Annotated in this window: 15 protein-coding genes and 1 tRNA gene; 11 read left to right on the plus strand and 5 right to left on the minus strand. The window is 52.5% G+C overall.

Features of this window, described 5'->3' with window-relative positions:
• Window positions 1-141: 141 nt before the first annotated feature.
• The 4 genes from ACFIO0_RS14835 to ACFIO0_RS14850 all read left to right on the plus strand — a co-directional run bounded on the left by ACFIO0_RS14835 (window position 142) and on the right by ACFIO0_RS14850 (window position 4,409).
• Complete coding sequence (locus ACFIO0_RS14835) at window positions 142-1,392, plus strand: extracellular solute-binding protein (RefSeq protein WP_390911177.1); 1,251 nt, start codon at window positions 142-144, stop codon at window positions 1,390-1,392.
• Between the two features lie 71 nt (window positions 1,393-1,463).
• A complete protein-coding gene (locus ACFIO0_RS14840; RefSeq protein WP_390911178.1) occupies window positions 1,464-2,489 on the plus strand; it encodes an ABC transporter permease subunit in 1,026 nt (341 codons plus the stop codon).
• 12 nt (window positions 2,490-2,501) lie between these two features.
• Window positions 2,502-3,380 (plus strand): ABC transporter permease subunit, encoded by an 879-nt coding sequence (locus ACFIO0_RS14845; RefSeq protein ID WP_390911179.1) that lies wholly within the window; start codon window positions 2,502-2,504, stop codon window positions 3,378-3,380.
• 9 nt (window positions 3,381-3,389) lie between these two features.
• The gene (locus ACFIO0_RS14850) at window positions 3,390-4,409 is read left to right on the plus strand and encodes a nuclear transport factor 2 family protein (protein ID WP_390911180.1); all 1,020 of its coding nucleotides are present in this window, start codon (window positions 3,390-3,392) and stop codon (window positions 4,407-4,409) included.
• Between the two features lie 5 nt (window positions 4,410-4,414).
• On the opposite strand, the gene ACFIO0_RS14855 is transcribed toward ACFIO0_RS14850, so the two are convergent.
• Window positions 4,415-5,251, minus strand: a complete 837-nt coding sequence (locus tag ACFIO0_RS14855; RefSeq protein ID WP_390911181.1) for a PhnD/SsuA/transferrin family substrate-binding protein — start codon at window positions 5,249-5,251, stop codon at window positions 4,415-4,417.
• A gap of 64 nt (window positions 5,252-5,315) precedes the next feature.
• Here ACFIO0_RS14855 and ACFIO0_RS14860 point away from each other — a divergent pair, with 64 nt between their 5' ends.
• A complete protein-coding gene (locus ACFIO0_RS14860) occupies window positions 5,316-5,933 on the plus strand; it encodes a glutathione S-transferase N-terminal domain-containing protein (protein ID WP_390911182.1) in 618 nt (205 codons plus the stop codon).
• Here ACFIO0_RS14860 and uvrB read toward each other — a convergent pair.
• Complete coding sequence (uvrB, locus tag ACFIO0_RS14865; RefSeq protein ID WP_390911183.1) at window positions 5,930-8,125, minus strand: excinuclease ABC subunit UvrB; 2,196 nt, start codon at window positions 8,123-8,125, stop codon at window positions 5,930-5,932. The genes ACFIO0_RS14860 and uvrB overlap by 4 nt on opposite strands.
• A gap of 105 nt (window positions 8,126-8,230) precedes the next feature.
• Window positions 8,231-9,103 carry a hypothetical protein gene (locus tag ACFIO0_RS14870; RefSeq protein ID WP_390911184.1) on the minus strand — a complete coding sequence of 291 codons (873 nt, stop codon included), beginning with the start codon at window positions 9,101-9,103 and terminating at the stop codon, window positions 8,231-8,233.
• A gap of 176 nt (window positions 9,104-9,279) precedes the next feature.
• Between ACFIO0_RS14870 and ACFIO0_RS14875 the strand changes: the two genes are divergently transcribed.
• The 3 genes from ACFIO0_RS14875 (at window position 9,280) to ACFIO0_RS14885 (ending at window position 10,181) form a co-directional block, all read left to right on the plus strand.
• Window positions 9,280-9,591 carry an NADH dehydrogenase ubiquinone Fe-S protein 4 gene (locus ACFIO0_RS14875; protein ID WP_390911185.1) on the plus strand — a complete coding sequence of 104 codons (312 nt, stop codon included), beginning with the start codon at window positions 9,280-9,282 and terminating at the stop codon, window positions 9,589-9,591.
• Complete coding sequence (locus tag ACFIO0_RS14880) at window positions 9,579-10,043, plus strand: GNAT family N-acetyltransferase (RefSeq protein ID WP_390911186.1); 465 nt, start codon at window positions 9,579-9,581, stop codon at window positions 10,041-10,043. Before ACFIO0_RS14875 ends, ACFIO0_RS14880 begins: the two co-directional genes overlap by 13 nt.
• Before the next feature lie 61 nt (window positions 10,044-10,104).
• Window positions 10,105-10,181 (plus strand) — tRNA-Arg (locus ACFIO0_RS14885).
• Window positions 10,182-10,602: 421 nt separating this feature from the next.
• Here ACFIO0_RS14885 and ACFIO0_RS14890 read toward each other — a convergent pair.
• Window positions 10,603-10,983 (minus strand): hypothetical protein, encoded by a 381-nt coding sequence (locus ACFIO0_RS14890; RefSeq protein ID WP_390911187.1) that lies wholly within the window; start codon window positions 10,981-10,983, stop codon window positions 10,603-10,605.
• A gap of 256 nt (window positions 10,984-11,239) precedes the next feature.
• Between ACFIO0_RS14890 and ACFIO0_RS14895 the strand changes: the two genes are divergently transcribed.
• From ACFIO0_RS14895 to ACFIO0_RS14905, 3 genes are read left to right on the plus strand one after another with little or no spacing between them, the layout of a single operon-like run.
• Window positions 11,240-11,848 carry a response regulator gene (locus ACFIO0_RS14895; RefSeq protein WP_390911188.1) on the plus strand — a complete coding sequence of 203 codons (609 nt, stop codon included), beginning with the start codon at window positions 11,240-11,242 and terminating at the stop codon, window positions 11,846-11,848.
• A 30-nt stretch (window positions 11,849-11,878) separates the two neighbouring features.
• Window positions 11,879-12,703: a PhnD/SsuA/transferrin family substrate-binding protein gene (locus ACFIO0_RS14900; RefSeq protein WP_390911189.1), complete on the plus strand. Its 825-nt coding sequence runs from the start codon at window positions 11,879-11,881 to the stop codon at window positions 12,701-12,703.
• 1 nt (window position 12,704) lies between these two features.
• Window positions 12,705-14,537 carry an ATP-binding protein gene (locus tag ACFIO0_RS14905; RefSeq protein ID WP_390911190.1) on the plus strand — a complete coding sequence of 611 codons (1,833 nt, stop codon included), beginning with the start codon at window positions 12,705-12,707 and terminating at the stop codon, window positions 14,535-14,537.
• 224 nt (window positions 14,538-14,761) lie between these two features.
• Here the strand turns inward: ACFIO0_RS14905 and ACFIO0_RS14910 are convergent, their stop codons facing one another.
• Window positions 14,762-15,991 (minus strand): hypothetical protein, encoded by a 1,230-nt coding sequence (locus ACFIO0_RS14910; RefSeq protein ID WP_390911191.1) that lies wholly within the window; start codon window positions 15,989-15,991, stop codon window positions 14,762-14,764.
• Between the last annotated feature and the right edge of the window lie 209 nt (window positions 15,992-16,200).

Consider the following 16,200-nt stretch of genomic DNA (forward strand, 5'->3'; position numbering starts at 1 on the left):
ACAGGGTTAACTTGCAAACGTATGCAAAGGAACCTCGATTCGGGTGCCTGCGCTAAAGTTGATCCAGCGGTGGTGACACCGTGCCTTTAGAACGCGTCGGAAAATCCGACCAATCAAAGAACATCGGGAGGTTCTTAACCTATGAAGATTATCAAAACAGCCACGCTTGGAACTGCATTTGCGGTTTTGGCCGGCACGACGGTTTTGGCAGATGGCCACGCCTGTGCAATCACAGATGGTCGCGTGTCCATCGTCGGCAACGAATTTGCCGCGATCCAATCGGTTGCAACGTCAGCCCTTGAGTGTGCCGCCGGCGCATCCGAGGCGAAATCGAACCTCACCGCGGATCACCAAAAAATCAACCTCGCGGGCATGTCAGGCAACCCAGCCGAATACACATCCGCGATTGTTGCCAACTCTTCTATCGTGGCCCTGATCAATGAAGACGTTGTGCGCCCGTTGGACGATCTGGTCGCAAAATACGGTCAAGACATCCCTGCGCGCCAGTTAATCACAGTTGACGGCAAGGTCATGGCCGTCGCGTTTATGGCAAACGCGCAGCATCTTGTGTACCGCGCCGACGTTCTGGAAAAAGCTGGCGTTGCCGTGCCAACATCTTACGAAGAAGTTCTTGCAGCCGCGGAAAAAATCCGTGCTGCGGGCATCATGGAAAACCCGGTGGGTGGCGCATACAAAGCGGGTTGGAATCTGGCCCAGGAATTCACCAACATGTACATCGGTACTGGCGGCGAATTCTTTAAAGCAGGCACTGCCGAAGTATCGATCAACAACGCCCAAGGCGTGTTGGCGCTGGAAACAATGAAGGCGCTGACGGCCTACATGAACCCCGACTATCTGACGCATGATTCCAACGCGACAAACGCGGAATGGGAAGCAGGCAACGTCGCCTTGATGAACATGTGGGGCTCGCGCGCGGGCAACCTGATGGACGCCGAAGGTTCCGAAGAAATGGTGTATTCCAACACCAAACCGGGCGGTCCTTTGACTGTTGGCGACAGCGGCACACCAGCCACAACATTGTGGTGGGACGGCTGGACCGTTGCGAAAAACATCTCTGATGCAGACGCAGCAGCGACGTTCCAAGCACTGGCGCACGCCACCTCCCCAAGCCTGCTGAACGACAAAACCATGTCCGAAGCCGTTTGGTTGATGGAAGGATACACGCCAGAAGCCGTGAACGAAGGCGTTTTGGCCTCGGTTCAAGCGGGATCCACGCCCTACCCGATGATCCCGTTCCAAGGCCTGTTGCACACAGCGTTGGGTGACAACATCGCGGACTTCTTGAAAGGCACCGAATCTGCCGAGCAAGCGCTGGCAGACGCTGAAGCGGCCTATACCGCTGCTGCAAAAGAAAAAGGCTTCCTGAAATAAGGTCGCCATTCTGAGGAGGGGTTCGCCCCTCCTCAACCTACCCAAGATTTCCAGCATCAAGCGAGAGCGATATGAAACACCGTACCTTCCTTTGGTTTGTCTTGCCGTCCGCCTTTTTGATGCTTTTGTTCATCGCGATGCCGATTGTATCGGTGGTGACCCAATCCATGTACGCCAGCCACGAACAGGTGATCGTCGAGGTCAAAAACTGTGGTCCGTTTGGCTGCAAAACCGTATCCTCTATCGACCAAGAAGCGACCGCCGCCCTGCGCGATGCACAGCCTTTGGGCAAATTCGTCGGCATGCAGATCTACACCGATCGCAACCATTTGGCGTTCAGCGAAGTGTCCTCTGCTTGGGTTGATGCGGACGGTTTGCCGAATTTTGGCGCAGCACTGATGAACCTGCCGTTTTACAAAGCGATGGCGTTCACGCTGACCTACACAGGCGTCGTCACCCCGCTGACAATCATTTTGGGATTCATGATTGCCGTGGCCATTAACTCGGTCGCCAAGGCGCTCAAAGGTCCCACGATCTTCTTTTCGCTTTTGCCATTTATCGTCACGCCGCTGGTTGGCGCGTTGGTGATTTTCTGGATGGTGGATGCGCGCGGTATCCTCGGAACCGGGCTGCAATGGCTGGCGAACGATCCAACCTTATCGGTCAAGGCATCGACCCCGCTGATGTGGATCATGCTGATGTTTTACGGCGTCTGGCACTCTGCTCCGTTTGCATTCGTCGTGTTTTACGCAGGCCTGCAAACTGTGAACCAGGACACACTTGAGGCGGCGATGATCGATGGGGCCACCCGCTGGCAGCGCATCCGTTACGTCGTGATCCCGCATCTGTTTCCGTTGGTGACATTTGTGGCGCTGATCCAGCTGATGGACAATTTCAGGGTGTTCGAACCCATCGTCAGTTTCTCGGCCGAAGCGCATGCATTCTCGCTGTCGTATGCAATCTTTAGTGACCTGAACGGTGAAACGCAGTTGCTGTCCTCTGCTGCCGCAACATCGGTTTTGACTATAATCGGGGTGGCGCTGCTGCTGTCGCCGGTTCTTGTGCGCACATGGCGCGATTTTGGCACTGGCCGGTAAGGGAAAACGCACATGTCCGTAGCAAACAAACGCCCATTCAGCGTTCAATTCATCGCCACCGCCTTTTTGATGTTCTGGCTGGTTTTGGCCGCCTTCCCCTTTCTTTGGACCCTCTGGGGCAGCTTTAAGGTCGAGGGCGATTTCTTTTCCAAAGCCGATTGGGCGCAATCCCTCAGAGGCACTCTGACCCAAGTCGAAACCGGCGCCACCTTCACCGGCGGCGGCTATTTCGGCGCGTGGGTTCAAGAAGGGTTCGGACGCTCTGCGCTGAACACCTTTGTTGTGTGCGTCGCTGTCGTGACCATCTCGCTGACCTTTGGCACATTGGGCGGCTACGCTTTGTCGCGATCAAACCACCGCTACGCGTTCTGGTTTCTGCTGTTCGCACTGATCTTTCGCGCGATGCCGCCGATCACGCTGGTGTCGGGTTACTTACTGCCGTTCTTTCAGTGGAACCTTTGGGGGCACCTAAGCACCACAATCATCGTTCTGGTCGCGATCAACCAACCGTTCACGCTGTGGATGCTGACGTCGTTCTTTCGTAACATTCCCAAGGATCTGGACGAAAGCGCCATGGTTGACGGATGCACGCGTTTCCAAGCCTTTCGCCACGTGATCATCCCGGTGATGTGGCCAGGTGTGATCACCACGGGGCTGTTTTCGTTCCTGCTGGCGTACAACGATTTCGCCGTGACCTCGATCCTGCTCAGCAAGGAAAACCAGACGATGGTGCCGAAACTGGCCTCGTTCCTTGGCACCACCCAAACCAAAGGCAACGTGATGTTCGCGGTTGCAGCGGTTGTGTCCGTCACCGCCCCGCTGTTTGTGATGATCATGTTCTTCCAACGTCAAATCGTTTCGGGCCTAACAGCCGGCGCGGTCAAAGGTTAAGACAACTCTATGAAAACAACGTTGCAAGACGCCAAAGCAATCGTTTTGGCGCATTATGATCGCATTGCGCAGGCGACGCCCGAAACTGTCGCTGACGCATTGGGCGCGCACACAAGTGCCGATTGGCACTGGCGTGGGCTGCATCCGTTTCACGAACAAACGGGCGCGCACGCCGTTGCGCAGACCTATTGGACACCGTTTTTGACCTCGATGAAATCCGTCCAGCGCCGTCAGGATGTGTTCTTTGCCGGTCGTAACACCGGCGGGGACGATGTCTGGGTCGCCTCGATGGGGCACATGCTGGCGCTGTTTGACGCGCCATTTCTGGGCATCCGCGCGACCCGCAAAATCGTCATGTACCGCTACGCCGAATTCAACCGCGTGGTTGGCGACAAAATTGTTGAAACCGCCTGCTTCTTTGATCTGCTGCACCTGATGTCACAGGCTGGCGTCAACCCGATGCCGCCCCAAACAGGCATGCATTTGGTGCAACCGGGGCCCGCCACACACGACGGTTTGTTGTTTGATGAACAAGACACGCAGGCCGGCAAAGATACTCTTGATCTGATCAACAGAATGATCGGCGATATCGCCGCCAATTCCAACGCCGATGATGTCGACTTGCCGCGCGATGCCACCCCGCAACAAGAGCTGGAACGCTGTTGGCGCGACGACATGCTGTGGTGGGGACCCGAAGGGATTGGCGCTACGTTCACAATTGATCGCTACGTCGAGCAACACCAGCAACCGTTTCGCCGTCAGTTGGGCAACCGTGAATTTAACGGTCATTTGGCCCGCTTTGCCGAGGGCACGTATGGTGGCTTTTTCGGGTGGCCCAATCTGACGCTGACCCCTTTGGGTGGATACCTGGGCATGCCCGGAAATGGCAGTGTGCGGGCCGACATGCGCGTTGTCGACATCTACCGGCGCGACGGCGACAAGCTGGCGGAAAACTGGATCTTCATCGACATCCTGCACTTCCTAAACCAACAAGGTTTGGACGTGCTGGCCCGTCTGCAAGAAACGTAGCGCGGTCAGTTGCTCAGCGGCTGATGGCCCGGAAAATGGGTTTGAAAAACAGGCGTCGCGGCCTTGGCCCTCTGGCGAACCAGTGCGTAATCAGCGGGATCCGAGCGCCAGAAACCACTTAGATACAGCGCGTCTTTTGTCGTTTGTTCCAGCCCCTCAATCGCCGTTTCGACAGCGCGCGCAAACACGTCAGCGTCATGATCAACATGCGTGATGTAGGGCAGTCCGGGGGTGGGGTCTGTTTCGGCCAAAACACGCAAGTTCAGATCAGGCTGGTCACGTAAAATGTTCAACCACGTGACGCTGTCGACAGCCGCAATATCCGCCTCGCCCTGCGAAACCATTTGCGCCGACAGTGCGTGCCCGCCTGACGGGATGCAGGACCCGAAATGACGGGCGTCGCCCAGCGTGTGATGCAGCAAATACATGATGCTCATGACACCCGACTGGCTGGCCAGATCGTTGTAGGCAAAACGGGCACCTTTGAATGCACCAAGGTCACCACGCAGGTCATCAGCGCGGCAAATGACCTTGCTGTTGTACCATCCGGGTTTGTCTGGAATTACGCCATAATCCGGCGTGCCGATCAGGGTCACATGCCCCTCAAGCTTGCTGACAAAGGGGAACCCACAGGTTTGACTGAACAGTAAATCAGGGCCCTGCCAGACATCCCAGTCGTCGGCCCCGCGCGTCAGCCCACGCGGCGCGTCTACGCCAGCGTTTTGTAGCTCTGCCGCAATCGCGCGCCAAAGGGCATCGGTGTGGTGCTGGACGACAGGCACATCGTACATCGAGAGGGTCGCGATTTTTGGCACGGCGTTTGATCCTGACGGGCTGAACAATCGCTAGAACCCTGCCCCGTTCGTTCGCGTTGTGCAACAACTGCGCAGCATTTAGGATGTCCGCATGATCCCGGTTCTGTATTCATTCCGTCGATGCCCTTATGCGATGCGTGCGCGGCTTGCCTTGGCACATGCGGGGCAAAAAGTTGAGCTGCGCGAAATCGTTCTAAAGGACAAACCGCAAGCGTTTTTGAATATCAGCCCATCGGCTACGGTGCCGTGTTTGCAGTTAAATGACACGGTCATCGACGAAAGTCTGGACGTGATGGTTTGGGCGCTGACGCAAAACGATCCTGATCGTTGGATGGCGATGCCACGCACCGGATGGGATTGGATAGCGCGTGCGGACGGACCGTTCAAAAACGCATTGGATCGGACCAAATATGCCAGCCGCTATCCCGGTAGCGATGCAGGTGAACACCGCGTAATTGCGGCGCAATTCTTGGGTGATCTGGACGATCAGATAACCGGTTGGATATTCGAGCACCCTACACTTGCAGACTACGCGATTTTGCCGTTTGTGCGCCAATTCGCGTTCATTGACAAAGCGTGGTTTGACGCGCAGCCTTGGCCAGATTTACAGGCGTGGTTGCGGCGTTTTCTGGACTCTGACGCCTTTGCGGGCATTATGCACAAATATCCGCAGTGGGTTGAAGGCGACACGCCCGTGCAGTTTCCCTAGCGCCCCCGCCGTTTGACCCCGCCACGCATTCCGCCGCGCCCCAAGGTTGAACGACCCGAAGATTTCTTGGCATCCTCGACCGCCTTATCCACGGCATATTGGCGCGCCATCGGATCATCGGCGATGGCCAGATCGACCGCTTCCAGACGTTTGACTTCGTCGCGCAATCGGGCGGCTTCTTCGAATTCAAGGTTCTCTGCCGCTTTGCGCATATCCGTGCGCAACCCATCCAGGACCGTCGCCAGATTGCCCCCCGCAAGAGGGTTGTCGATCTTCGCGGTGATGCGCGATTGATCTGTGTCGCCTTTGTAAAGCCCCGCCAAAACGTCGTCGACGTTCTTTTTAACGGTCAACGGCGTGATACCGTGTTCGATGTTGTAGGCGTTCTGTTTTTCACGGCGACGGTTGGTTTCGCCCAAGGCACGCTCCATCGATCCGGTGATCCGGTCTGCGTACATGATCACGCGCCCGTCAGCGTTACGGGCCGCACGGCCAATGGTCTGCACCAGCGAAGTTTCAGAGCGCAAAAAGCCCTCTTTGTCAGCGTCCAGAATAGCCACCAATCCACATTCCGGAATGTCCAAACCTTCGCGCAACAGGTTGATCCCGATCAGCACATCGAAGGCCCCAAGGCGCAAATCGCGCAGGATTTCGATGCGTTCCAACGTGTCGATATCACTGTGCATGTAGCGCACTTTGATGCCCTGTTCGTGCATGTATTCGGTCAAATCTTCGGCCATGCGTTTGGTCAAAGTGGTGCAAAGCGTGCGCATGCCTGCGGCCGTCACTTTGCGCACCTCATCAAGCAAATCATCGACCTGCGTGTCGACGGGTCGGATTTCTACGGGTGGGTCAAGCAAACCCGTCGGGCGGATCACTTGTTCGACAAACACACCGCCGGCTTGGTCGATTTCCCAAGACGACGGGGTCGCGGATACGAACACTGATTGCGGGCGCATTGCGTCCCATTCCTCGAACTTCAGCGGACGGTTGTCCATGCAAGACGGCAGTCGGAAGCCGTGTTCAGACAGCGTCATCTTGCGCCTAAAGTCACCTTTGTACATGCCGCCGATTTGCGGAACTGAAACGTGGGATTCATCAGCAAAAACAATGGCGTGATCCGGGATAAATTCGAACAATGTGGGGGGCGGTTCACCCGGCGCGCGCCCCGTCAGATAGCGTGAATAGTTTTCGATGCCGTTGCAAATACCAGTGGCCTCCAGCATCTCGAGATCAAAATTGGTACGCTGCTCGAGCCGCTGTGCCTCAAGCAATTTGCCCTCGCCCACCAGCTGGTCCAACCGGATGCGCAGTTCCTTTTTGATGCTTATGATCGCTTGGGACATGGCCGGTTTTGGCGTCACATAGTGACTGTTGGCGTAGACGCGGATGTGTTCGAGGTTGGCGGTTTTCTCGCCAGTCAACGGGTCAAATTCTGTGATGCTTTCCAGTTCTTCGCCAAAGAACGACAGGCGCCACGCACGGTCATCCAAGTGTGCCGGAAAGATTTCTAGTGAATCGCCGCGCACGCGGAACGCGCCACGGAAAAACGCTTGGTCGTTGCGCTTGTAGGCTTGGGCAACCAGATCGGTGATGACCTGACGCTGATCGTAGGATTCGCCGACTTTCAAATCCTGGGTCATCGCCCCGTAGGTTTCGACCGAACCGATGCCGTAAATGCACGACACCGACGCGACAATGATCACATCGTCACGTTCCAGCAACGCCCGTGTGGCCGAGTGGCGCATGCGGTCGATTTGTTCGTTAATTTGCGATTCTTTTTCGATGTAGGTGTCTGAGCGGGCGACGTAGGCTTCGGGCTGATAGTAGTCATAAAAGCTGACGAAATACTCGACCGCGTTGTCGGGAAAGAACCCTTTGAATTCGCCATAAAGCTGGGCGGCCAGCGTTTTGTTCGGGGCCAGAATGATCGCAGGGCGCTGCGTTTCCTCAATCACTTTCGCGATGGTGAACGTTTTACCCGTGCCCGTCGCACCCAACAATACCTGATTGCGATCGCCATCTGTCACACCTGCGACCAGCTCTTTGATCGCGGTGGGTTGATCCCCGGCTGGCGAAAATTCGGTCTCCAACACGAACGGCTTGCCGCCCTCTAGTTTGGGGCGCGAACGCACGTCAGGAGCCGCGTTCACCAAGGCAACGTCTGTGGTGTCAGATTGGGCGTTGTGCATAGAGGACTCGCTTTCATCACCGACAATTGGCGTGTTTTCGCGCGGGTTCAAGGGCTGAGTGACCAACGCAGACTGTTACTGACAAAAACTGTCAGCATGACCAGATCAATCCTGATCTAGTTCTTCTAAGGCATTCAACACAATGGTGCCTAGTTTCGGGCTATTCTGCACGCGCTTTTGACGCGCCAAGAGCCCAAGGTAACGCGGCAGTTTTTTGCGCGCACGTAGCACTTGATGAAAACACAACAAATCCATTTCGTCGTTTTTTGCCCACGTCATCAAGCGCCACAGCAAGCCCAATTCGCTCAGCGGCTCTGCGATCCCATGCCCGAGAAATGGTGCCCTGACGTGGATCAAATTTGGTTGCTCAAGTCGGGCAACATGTGCTGCGTCCCTGGTTGTGAACGGGTCATACACGCAGAGCACTTGTTTGGCATTGCCACAAAGACCAACAGCATCCGAATAAGGGCCAGTCCAATCCTGCAATTGCGCCTCTTCAAACCGCGTTTCCCAAGGTACTTTTGTCAAATCCAGCGTGGTTTGGGGGTTCAACGCCAAAACAGTCGTTGCTTGCACAAGATCCGCATAAGCAAGGGCCGCAAAACCACCCATTGAGCCACCGTAGGTAATGATCGTCTCGAACTGATCGAACACGCCTTGTTCACGCAGGTCAGTTAACGCGGCAGCGAGGTCAGGATTGCGGTACCAATCCGACGCTTTTGGCTTGACGCAAATATGGGACATTCGTTGCGCGCGAAACCGTTTTGCGCCCCAACCATGGCGAAAAACATCCCCGCGTTTAGGGTTTTGCGATGCATATTCAAACGTGATGATCAGACGGCGCGTCGCATAGATGTACCCCTCGAGAACGTAATTCTCGGTTTCTCGAATAATGTGGGTTGCCCACGTTTCTTCACCCGCGCGTTGTGGGCGTCGAAATGGCAAATTCTTTTTCGCTTTTGGGTCTGATTTGGTCATCTTCACGCTACTTTAGTGATTGTGCCGTTTTATGACACTTAACAGGTTGGCAGGGCAAACGCCCATTTAACCTATCCCTTTGTGCTCGTGTCATATTCAATCACGCTGCTGTGGCCTTGATCTTGTGGCCTACACCATGGCATAGAAATGCTAGTCTTTTTACCGGAGCCGATCTTATGCGCGCACGCATCTTTCAACCTGCTAAAACCGCAATGTCCTCTGGCACAGCCAAGACCAAAGGTTGGGTGCTGGAATTTGCCCCAGACTCCGCCCGCGCGGTTGATCCGTTGATGGGCTGGACATCTTCCAGCGATACACAAAGCCAAGTACGCATGTCCTTTGACACCAAAGAAGCCGCGATGGATTACGCCCGTGACAACGGGATCGATGCGCAGATTCAAGAGCCCAACAAGCGCAAGCCAAACATTCGAATGGGCGGCTATGGCGAAAATTTTGCCACTGGGCGTCGCGGCGCGTGGACCCACTAGCCCTCACAGAAGTATCTGCTGATGCAGGTGATGTGCGTGCGCTTTTGCAACGCCATTTCGATCTCATGCGCGCGACTTCCCCCGAAGAAAGCTGCCGTGTCATGGCCCCCGACACTGTCGCAGATGCCGGCGTCGTCATGTTAGGCCTACGCAAAGCAGGTGTTCTTTTGGCAATTGGTGCGTTCAAAACCATCGCGCCCAGGCATGGCGAATTGAAGTCCATGCACACCGCGGCCGAAGCCAGAGGCCAAGGCGCTGCCCGCAAAATACTAGACGCCTTGCTGGCCCGCGCAAAACAAGACGGGTTATCTCGCATGAGCCTGGAAACCGGAACCGCACCCGAATTCACCGCCGCGCGCGCTCTTTACGCGACCTATGGATTTGAGAATTGCGCGCCGTTCGGTGACTACGCCCTCGATCCACACAGCACATTCATGACCCGCCTCATTTAGAACGTTCACACAGCTTCTGCCCTTGCCAAACACATATCGATAACGGACAAACAGGCTCAGCGGTCCCTTAGCTCAACTGGATAGAGCAGCTGACTTCTAATCAGCAGGTTCGGGGTTCGAGTCCTCGAGGGATCGCCATTTTATTTTTTATTTACAATTACTTAGTCACCAAGAACGATAGTGGATGAACGCACGCTTTCTTTCCGGAAGCAATACGGAAGCAACGGGATTGATAAATTAGCGAGTGCTTTTAGTGCCACAAAGCTAAACTGACGTACGATGGTTGTTATGTGATTCCAAACAGCGCGGAGACATTCCCGCAATCGGTGAGGGTATTTCCGGCCCAAAGCCGCCATTCGCAGCTCGCTTTGATGTCGCCGCGCGGGCCGTAATCGCCGATGTTCGTTGGACAGCCGCAACCGAATATTGAGTGGACCCAAGACTAGCGGAGCTTTTCAGTTCTTCGCAGCCAGATTCTAACTAGGTTATCGCGGTGCTTGATAAGCGGTATAAGAAGCACGTCTAATTGCAAGCGGAACAACAAAAACTCTCCTCCAACCTATCTTCCAAACAGAAAGTGCCAGTTTCTCTGAAAGAGGTTTCCAGTTTGAAAAAAGAGCTCTCTCTCGGTTAATTGAGCTAAGGTTCGAATATAGTCGATTTTTTCTGCTGCCAAATACGGAATGTTGCCCCGCAAATTATTTTCCAAATCAGACAACCAATCAGAAAGAACAGTAGCTCCAAAGATTGCACATGGCCCGTTAGCTTGATGAATTTTATTCGCAATCTGCTCCGTATCGTCGCCGATTTTCAATTCGAAAATTTGCAGCAAATCCCGATTCAAAACCTGAAACGTAGACTTGATAACCGCTCGTAGTTTGTGTTTCCCAAGCATTTGCTCGGCCGTCTCTAGTACAGCCTTATCGATAAATTTTTGCAATGTTTCTGCCTCAAGTTTACGGGCTTTTGTAGCCTCTGGTGATCCGAATATTGTGTAGATTCACACCTTCGCATTCACACACAAGCATACGTTCAGCGAAACTATCAGGAAAGTTATTTTAGGGATAGCAGGACTATACTAAAGTATTGATTGTGGGGAACTTAGCATAGGATATTGTTTTTAAATTGAAATTTTTAGCTTGATAGGTGAGTGGTCGTCTCGAAACGCTCCCATCAACCAATTAAAGGTCTTCACCATGCAATCCCAAATCCTCATCGTTGAGGACCAAGCGATGGTTCAAGACGTTCTATGCTCTTTCCTTCGTCAACGCGAAGATTTCCACCCCACTGGTTGCAAGACAAAATCTGAAGCCCTCGCGTTGATCGCGGAAAATGGAGCATATGATTTGACACTAGTGGATCTAAAACTTCCTGACGCCAGCACCGTACAAGATCACGCGGAAATTGTGTCTGCAAGTGACGGGAACCCAGTTGCATTATTATCCGCAAATGCACGCCGGGAAGATGTGAGTATTGCACTGAAAATGGGTATGAAAGGGTATCTCTCCAAAAGAATGCCCGCAAATGAATTGCTGGAAGCTGTGCAAACGCTTTTGGATGGAGAGAGCTATCTCCCGAAAACCGATGAAAATACATTCGCAATGCGAGAAACGGATATTCTGATGGATTCATTGTCGAATCTTGAAAAAGAAATATTGGGTCTGATGAAGCTTGGCTTGAGCAATGCGGAGATCTCTGGAGAATTAAAAATTCGCACAAACCACATCGCGAAAAGCGTCACGGACATATATCGCAAGATCGGTGTTCGAACCCGCTTGCAAGCTGTCACCCTGGTTCACATCTAATTTACTTTTTTTGCACACAAGGGTCGTACAATGATCAAATTCATAAAATCTACCTTAGCGTTCATGAGCCTTGGAATTGCGGCAGGTTCAGCTGCCTATGCGGATGAATGCGAGATATTTGTTGGGGTTGTCCCCCAATTCCAACAACGGCACATCTTGACGGCTTGGACGCCGTTTCTGGCTGAGCTGGGTGATCGAACGCAATGCTCTTACACGCTTGTTGGATCGGCGAATATTCCCGAATTTGAAACTCAATTCAAATCTGGGCTGTTCGATTTTGTATATCTCAACCCGTATCATTTTGTTGTTGCTGCGGACGTCGAAGGATACGTTCCGATTGTGCGTTCGGGTAGCAAAATGCTGCAAGGTGTTCTTGTAGTGCGCAAAGATTCAGGCATTGAATCCATCGTCGAATTGGATGGCCGTGAAGTTGCGTTTCCGTCACCCAACGCACTTGGGGCGTCCCTGTTGATGCGCACTGAACTTGCAATGCTGCACGGCGTCCAGGTCGTTCCCAAATATGTAACCACTCACAACTCGGTGTACCTGCATGTTTTCAAAGAGATTACCCTAGCTGGCGGCGGTATCGAGCGGTCATTGAACGGTGAAAAACCTCAAATTGGAGATCAGTTAAAGATTTTGTACCGCACCCAAAAAGTGAACGCTCATCCAATTGCCGTTCATCCGCGCATTGATCCGTTACTACGTGACAAAATCAAGAAATCAATCATCGACATTTCACAAACAATGCCCACTCTAACAGACGATATACCAATGCGAGAAGCGGTTGCCGCGTCCTTCGAAGATTACATGACATTGTCAGACTTGGGTCTGGAACAGTTTGCGGCTGACTAACATGAAACTCCTTAGATGGGATTCAATCTCTACCAAGCTGTTCTTTCCAGTCCTTTCAGTGAACGTGATGTTTTCGGCGTTTGTATATTTCGCTTGGCTTCCGTCAACGACCAAAATTTCAATCGAGAATGCGACAGTTCAAGTCGAACAAACATTGAGTTCAGTGGCCGAAGGTATTGTACCGCTTCTTTTGCAAAATCAGTTGTCAAATATTTACGATACGCTTGATCTGGTAAAACAGGGAAACTCCAATTGGATTGACCTTCAGGTCTTGAATATTCATGGCAAATCGCTTTACCCACTTGTTGTCAAAGAGATTCCAAAACCAAGTTCTCTTGTCCGTGTATTGCGGAAAGAAATCACAGCCGGCAACGAGAGCATTGGCGAAATCATCCTAGTCTATGATCTGAGTGAGCAAATACATAGGTTCCAGAATCAGATTAGATATCTTTTGACCGTCTTCATCGCGGCTCTTTCTGTGATGCTACTGCTTATGATCTTGGCGCTGAAGTATGTCATAGTTTGGCCTGTCAAGGCACTTACGGGGGCTGCACAGGAACTCAAAAAAGGGAATTACAATGCACCCTTACCCGCCGAGGGTTTAGATGAAATTGGTTTGTTGGTCGCGTGTTTTGGGGACAGCCGCAATGCGCTGTTGAACACACGTAACGAACTGGTAGCAGCGCGAGACGACGCAGATGCAGCCAACGCTGCAAAGTCGAGTTTTCTAGCAAATATGAGCCATGAACTGCGCACCCCGATGACGGGTGTATTAGGCATCACCGACCTTCTACTTGAGGACGCCACATCCAAAAGCGAGCGGAAACTACTACATGCTATTCATCAATCAGGTCGCCGTTTGCTGTCGACTTTGAATGATGTGTTAGACATTTCCAAAATCGAAGCCGGTGGCCTGGAGTTGGATGTAGTTCAGGTTGATATTACCCGAAATATTTCAGATATGGTGGACTTATTTCGACCAATTGCTGAGAAAAAAGGCATAACGCTGGACTTTGAGAACAATGATGACATCCCTTTGTTCAATGGAGATTCCATCAAAATCTGCCAAATCATTACCAACCTAATCAGCAATGCAGTAAAGTTCACGTCAGAAGGTGGCGTGAGAGTAAAGATCGGCATCCAGTGCGAAAACGAAGTCGGAATTTTGAGCGTTCAAGTTGGTGATAGTGGAGTTGGCATTTCACCGAACAAACAAGCGAGAGTGTTTGAAAAATTCTCGCAGGCGGACATGACCGTTACACGAAAATACGGTGGTACAGGGTTGGGGCTGGCTATCTGTCACGAGCTGACAACCTTTCTTGGCGGCGAGATTGGTGTTGAGAGTACTCAAGGAAAGGGCTCGGTTTTTTGGGTCAAGATCCCGATTAGTTTCAAGGATCCGATTGAACAGAGAAGACCTTTACGTCGTTCAAAAAAAATCATGACCGAACAAGAACTTTCTGAAACGAACGTTCTTCTGGTTGAGGATGACCCTATCAATTTACTATTTGCACAAAAAGTTTTTGAAAAGATTGGTGTGCGAAAGTTTACGTTGGCAGAAAACGGGCAGAAAGCTATTGAGTGTGCCAGAGGTCAGAATTTTGACATCGTTTTCATGGACTGCCACATGCCTGTTTTGGATGGCTACCAGGCGACGCAGTCTATTCGCAATCTGGAGGCAATAGATCAGAGTATCCAGACACCAATCGTAGCTTTGACGGCAAATGCCATGGTTGGCGATCGCGAAAAGTGCATTCGAAGCGGAATGAATGATGTACTAACCAAACCTTTCAGTCCGGACAAACTGAAAGCGATGGTTGCCAAATGGGTTTAATAGTATTCAGCTAGGGCTGAGAATTACCAAACTTATTGCGGATTTTGCGCCTGCAGCGAAAGTCTGCTTTCCGCCCGAAACGTCATATATATCGGCAGGCTTTGTCAGTAATAGTCCGGACATTTCCGTGCAAAAGCGTGCAAAATCATGTTCACGAAAGTACGTAAATGCACCATAAATGTTGTACTATTACGTGCTTTTGCGTGCTTTTTAGGATCACTTCATCAAGTCATAAAAACATATCGGTTCTTAGCATCATCTAGTTGTTTTCCGGCTTTTTCCGGATTGTTCAAAACCATGCTTTTCAGATCATTCCCTGTCTTCTCGATCAATTGATTCAGCCCTTCGAAACCAACATCGTTCAACGCAGCTAACGTTATGTTTAGCCCCAAAACCTGCTGCGTAATCATGCTGATATGGGCTTCTCTATGAACTTCTTTGATCGGGTTCGGGTCTGCTCCACTGTGCATTTCCAGTAAGTCATCGTTCATTTCAGCAATCACCTTTGCCCAAATCAGATGGTTCGGCCAACGGCTGCGGTTGGGATCATTATTGGGTGCGGTGTAGCGCACGGTTTCGCCCGTTTGCTGTATCAGGTCACCGAACAGATCGAACAATTGCCCCCAAGTGCGGATGCCCCATGTGTCTTTTAGATAGGCTTTGCCCGCCCGAAATTCGACCCGCCATACACGGCTTATGTCCGGCTGTGTGGCGTCGATGAAATGATCCGCGTTCTCTACATAAGGTAACGTAACGGGGGAGGCGTCAGGCCCACTCTCCCTACGTACTGTTACATAACGTAGGGGCGGCAGGTTTTGCTTACGTAACGTATCGTTCCAGATCGCCCACCAATAGGTTTTGGAGCGCGCAATCACTTCGGCGCGTTTGTCGTACACAATGACTTGGCGGTTTGGCATTTTGCCCAAGGTGACGGATGTGGTGCGCCCTGACTTGCCGTTCACGGCTTTGTCCGTGTCGGTGATGTAATCACGCCGACCGGTGCCACTGTGCATGACAAAATGTTCCGGTTGTAACGTGAACGACGGTGCAAACACATCAACGCAGAAATCGACGCGGGCGATACTGACGTCATCGGCTTGGAAGCGGATACCCCAAGCGGCCAGCGTGTCCTCAACATGCGCCTTGGCACGGCCTAGTCCATACAACGCGAGGTGCCTTGAGCCGATATTGATGCGGACGCCCCATGGGTCTTTGGGGTGAGGGCGCTTAAAGGCCCATGACGCGCCGTCGGGGCCACCGTCAAGCAGGAATTGGTATCCGGTCCCGCCGTGGTGCTTGAGGTGGAACTGAACGTCGCCATATCGGCACAACACGGATGCATTGTCAGCTTTGGCGCGGGTCTGTTCGGTTTCAAGGTAATCTAGGAACTCTGGCGTCAACGCCGCCTTGATCGACAAAGCAATGGTATCAAAGCCTTTATGTAAAATGGTCATGTCTGGAATGGTGCGTGTATTTCCAGAGGGGGGTGCTACTACCACCCCCCTTGGGGTGCGTTTGGTGGATTGTTTGGCCTGATTGGTGCCTCCGGCGGGACAGCTTAGGTTTTGGGGCCGAACTGGGTTTTGGTCGGGCGCATCATTTGTCCGCATTTGACTGCCTCGCGATCCAATTTTCCGCGCGTTCTGCCGACTTGGCTATATTG

The organism is Pseudosulfitobacter sp. SM2401, assembly GCF_042932805.1.
Classification (GTDB): domain Bacteria; phylum Pseudomonadota; class Alphaproteobacteria; order Rhodobacterales; family Rhodobacteraceae; genus Ascidiaceihabitans.

Excerpts from the sequence above, each read along its gene's own strand:
- ACFIO0_RS14835 (WP_390911177.1), top strand. The coding sequence starts at position 142 with ATGAAGATTATCAAAACAGCCACGCTTGGAACTGCATTTGCGGTTTTG.
- ACFIO0_RS14840 (WP_390911178.1), top strand. The coding sequence starts at position 1,464 with ATGAAACACCGTACCTTCCTTTGGTTTGTCTTGCCGTCCGCCTTTTTG.
- ACFIO0_RS14845 (WP_390911179.1), top strand. The coding sequence starts at position 2,502 with ATGTCCGTAGCAAACAAACGCCCATTCAGCGTTCAATTCATCGCCACC.
- ACFIO0_RS14850 (WP_390911180.1), top strand. The coding sequence starts at position 3,390 with ATGAAAACAACGTTGCAAGACGCCAAAGCAATCGTTTTGGCGCATTAT.
- ACFIO0_RS14860 (WP_390911182.1), top strand. The coding sequence starts at position 5,316 with ATGATCCCGGTTCTGTATTCATTCCGTCGATGCCCTTATGCGATGCGT.
- uvrB (WP_390911183.1), bottom strand. The coding sequence starts at position 8,125 with ATGCACAACGCCCAATCTGACACCACAGACGTTGCCTTGGTGAACGCG.
- ACFIO0_RS14870 (WP_390911184.1), bottom strand. The coding sequence starts at position 9,103 with ATGACCAAATCAGACCCAAAAGCGAAAAAGAATTTGCCATTTCGACGC.
- ACFIO0_RS14875 (WP_390911185.1), top strand. The coding sequence starts at position 9,280 with ATGCGCGCACGCATCTTTCAACCTGCTAAAACCGCAATGTCCTCTGGC.
- ACFIO0_RS14895 (WP_390911188.1), top strand. The coding sequence starts at position 11,240 with ATGCAATCCCAAATCCTCATCGTTGAGGACCAAGCGATGGTTCAAGAC.
- ACFIO0_RS14900 (WP_390911189.1), top strand. The coding sequence starts at position 11,879 with ATGATCAAATTCATAAAATCTACCTTAGCGTTCATGAGCCTTGGAATT.
- ACFIO0_RS14905 (WP_390911190.1), top strand. The coding sequence starts at position 12,705 with ATGAAACTCCTTAGATGGGATTCAATCTCTACCAAGCTGTTCTTTCCA.
- ACFIO0_RS14910 (WP_390911191.1), bottom strand. The coding sequence starts at position 15,991 with ATGACCATTTTACATAAAGGCTTTGATACCATTGCTTTGTCGATCAAG.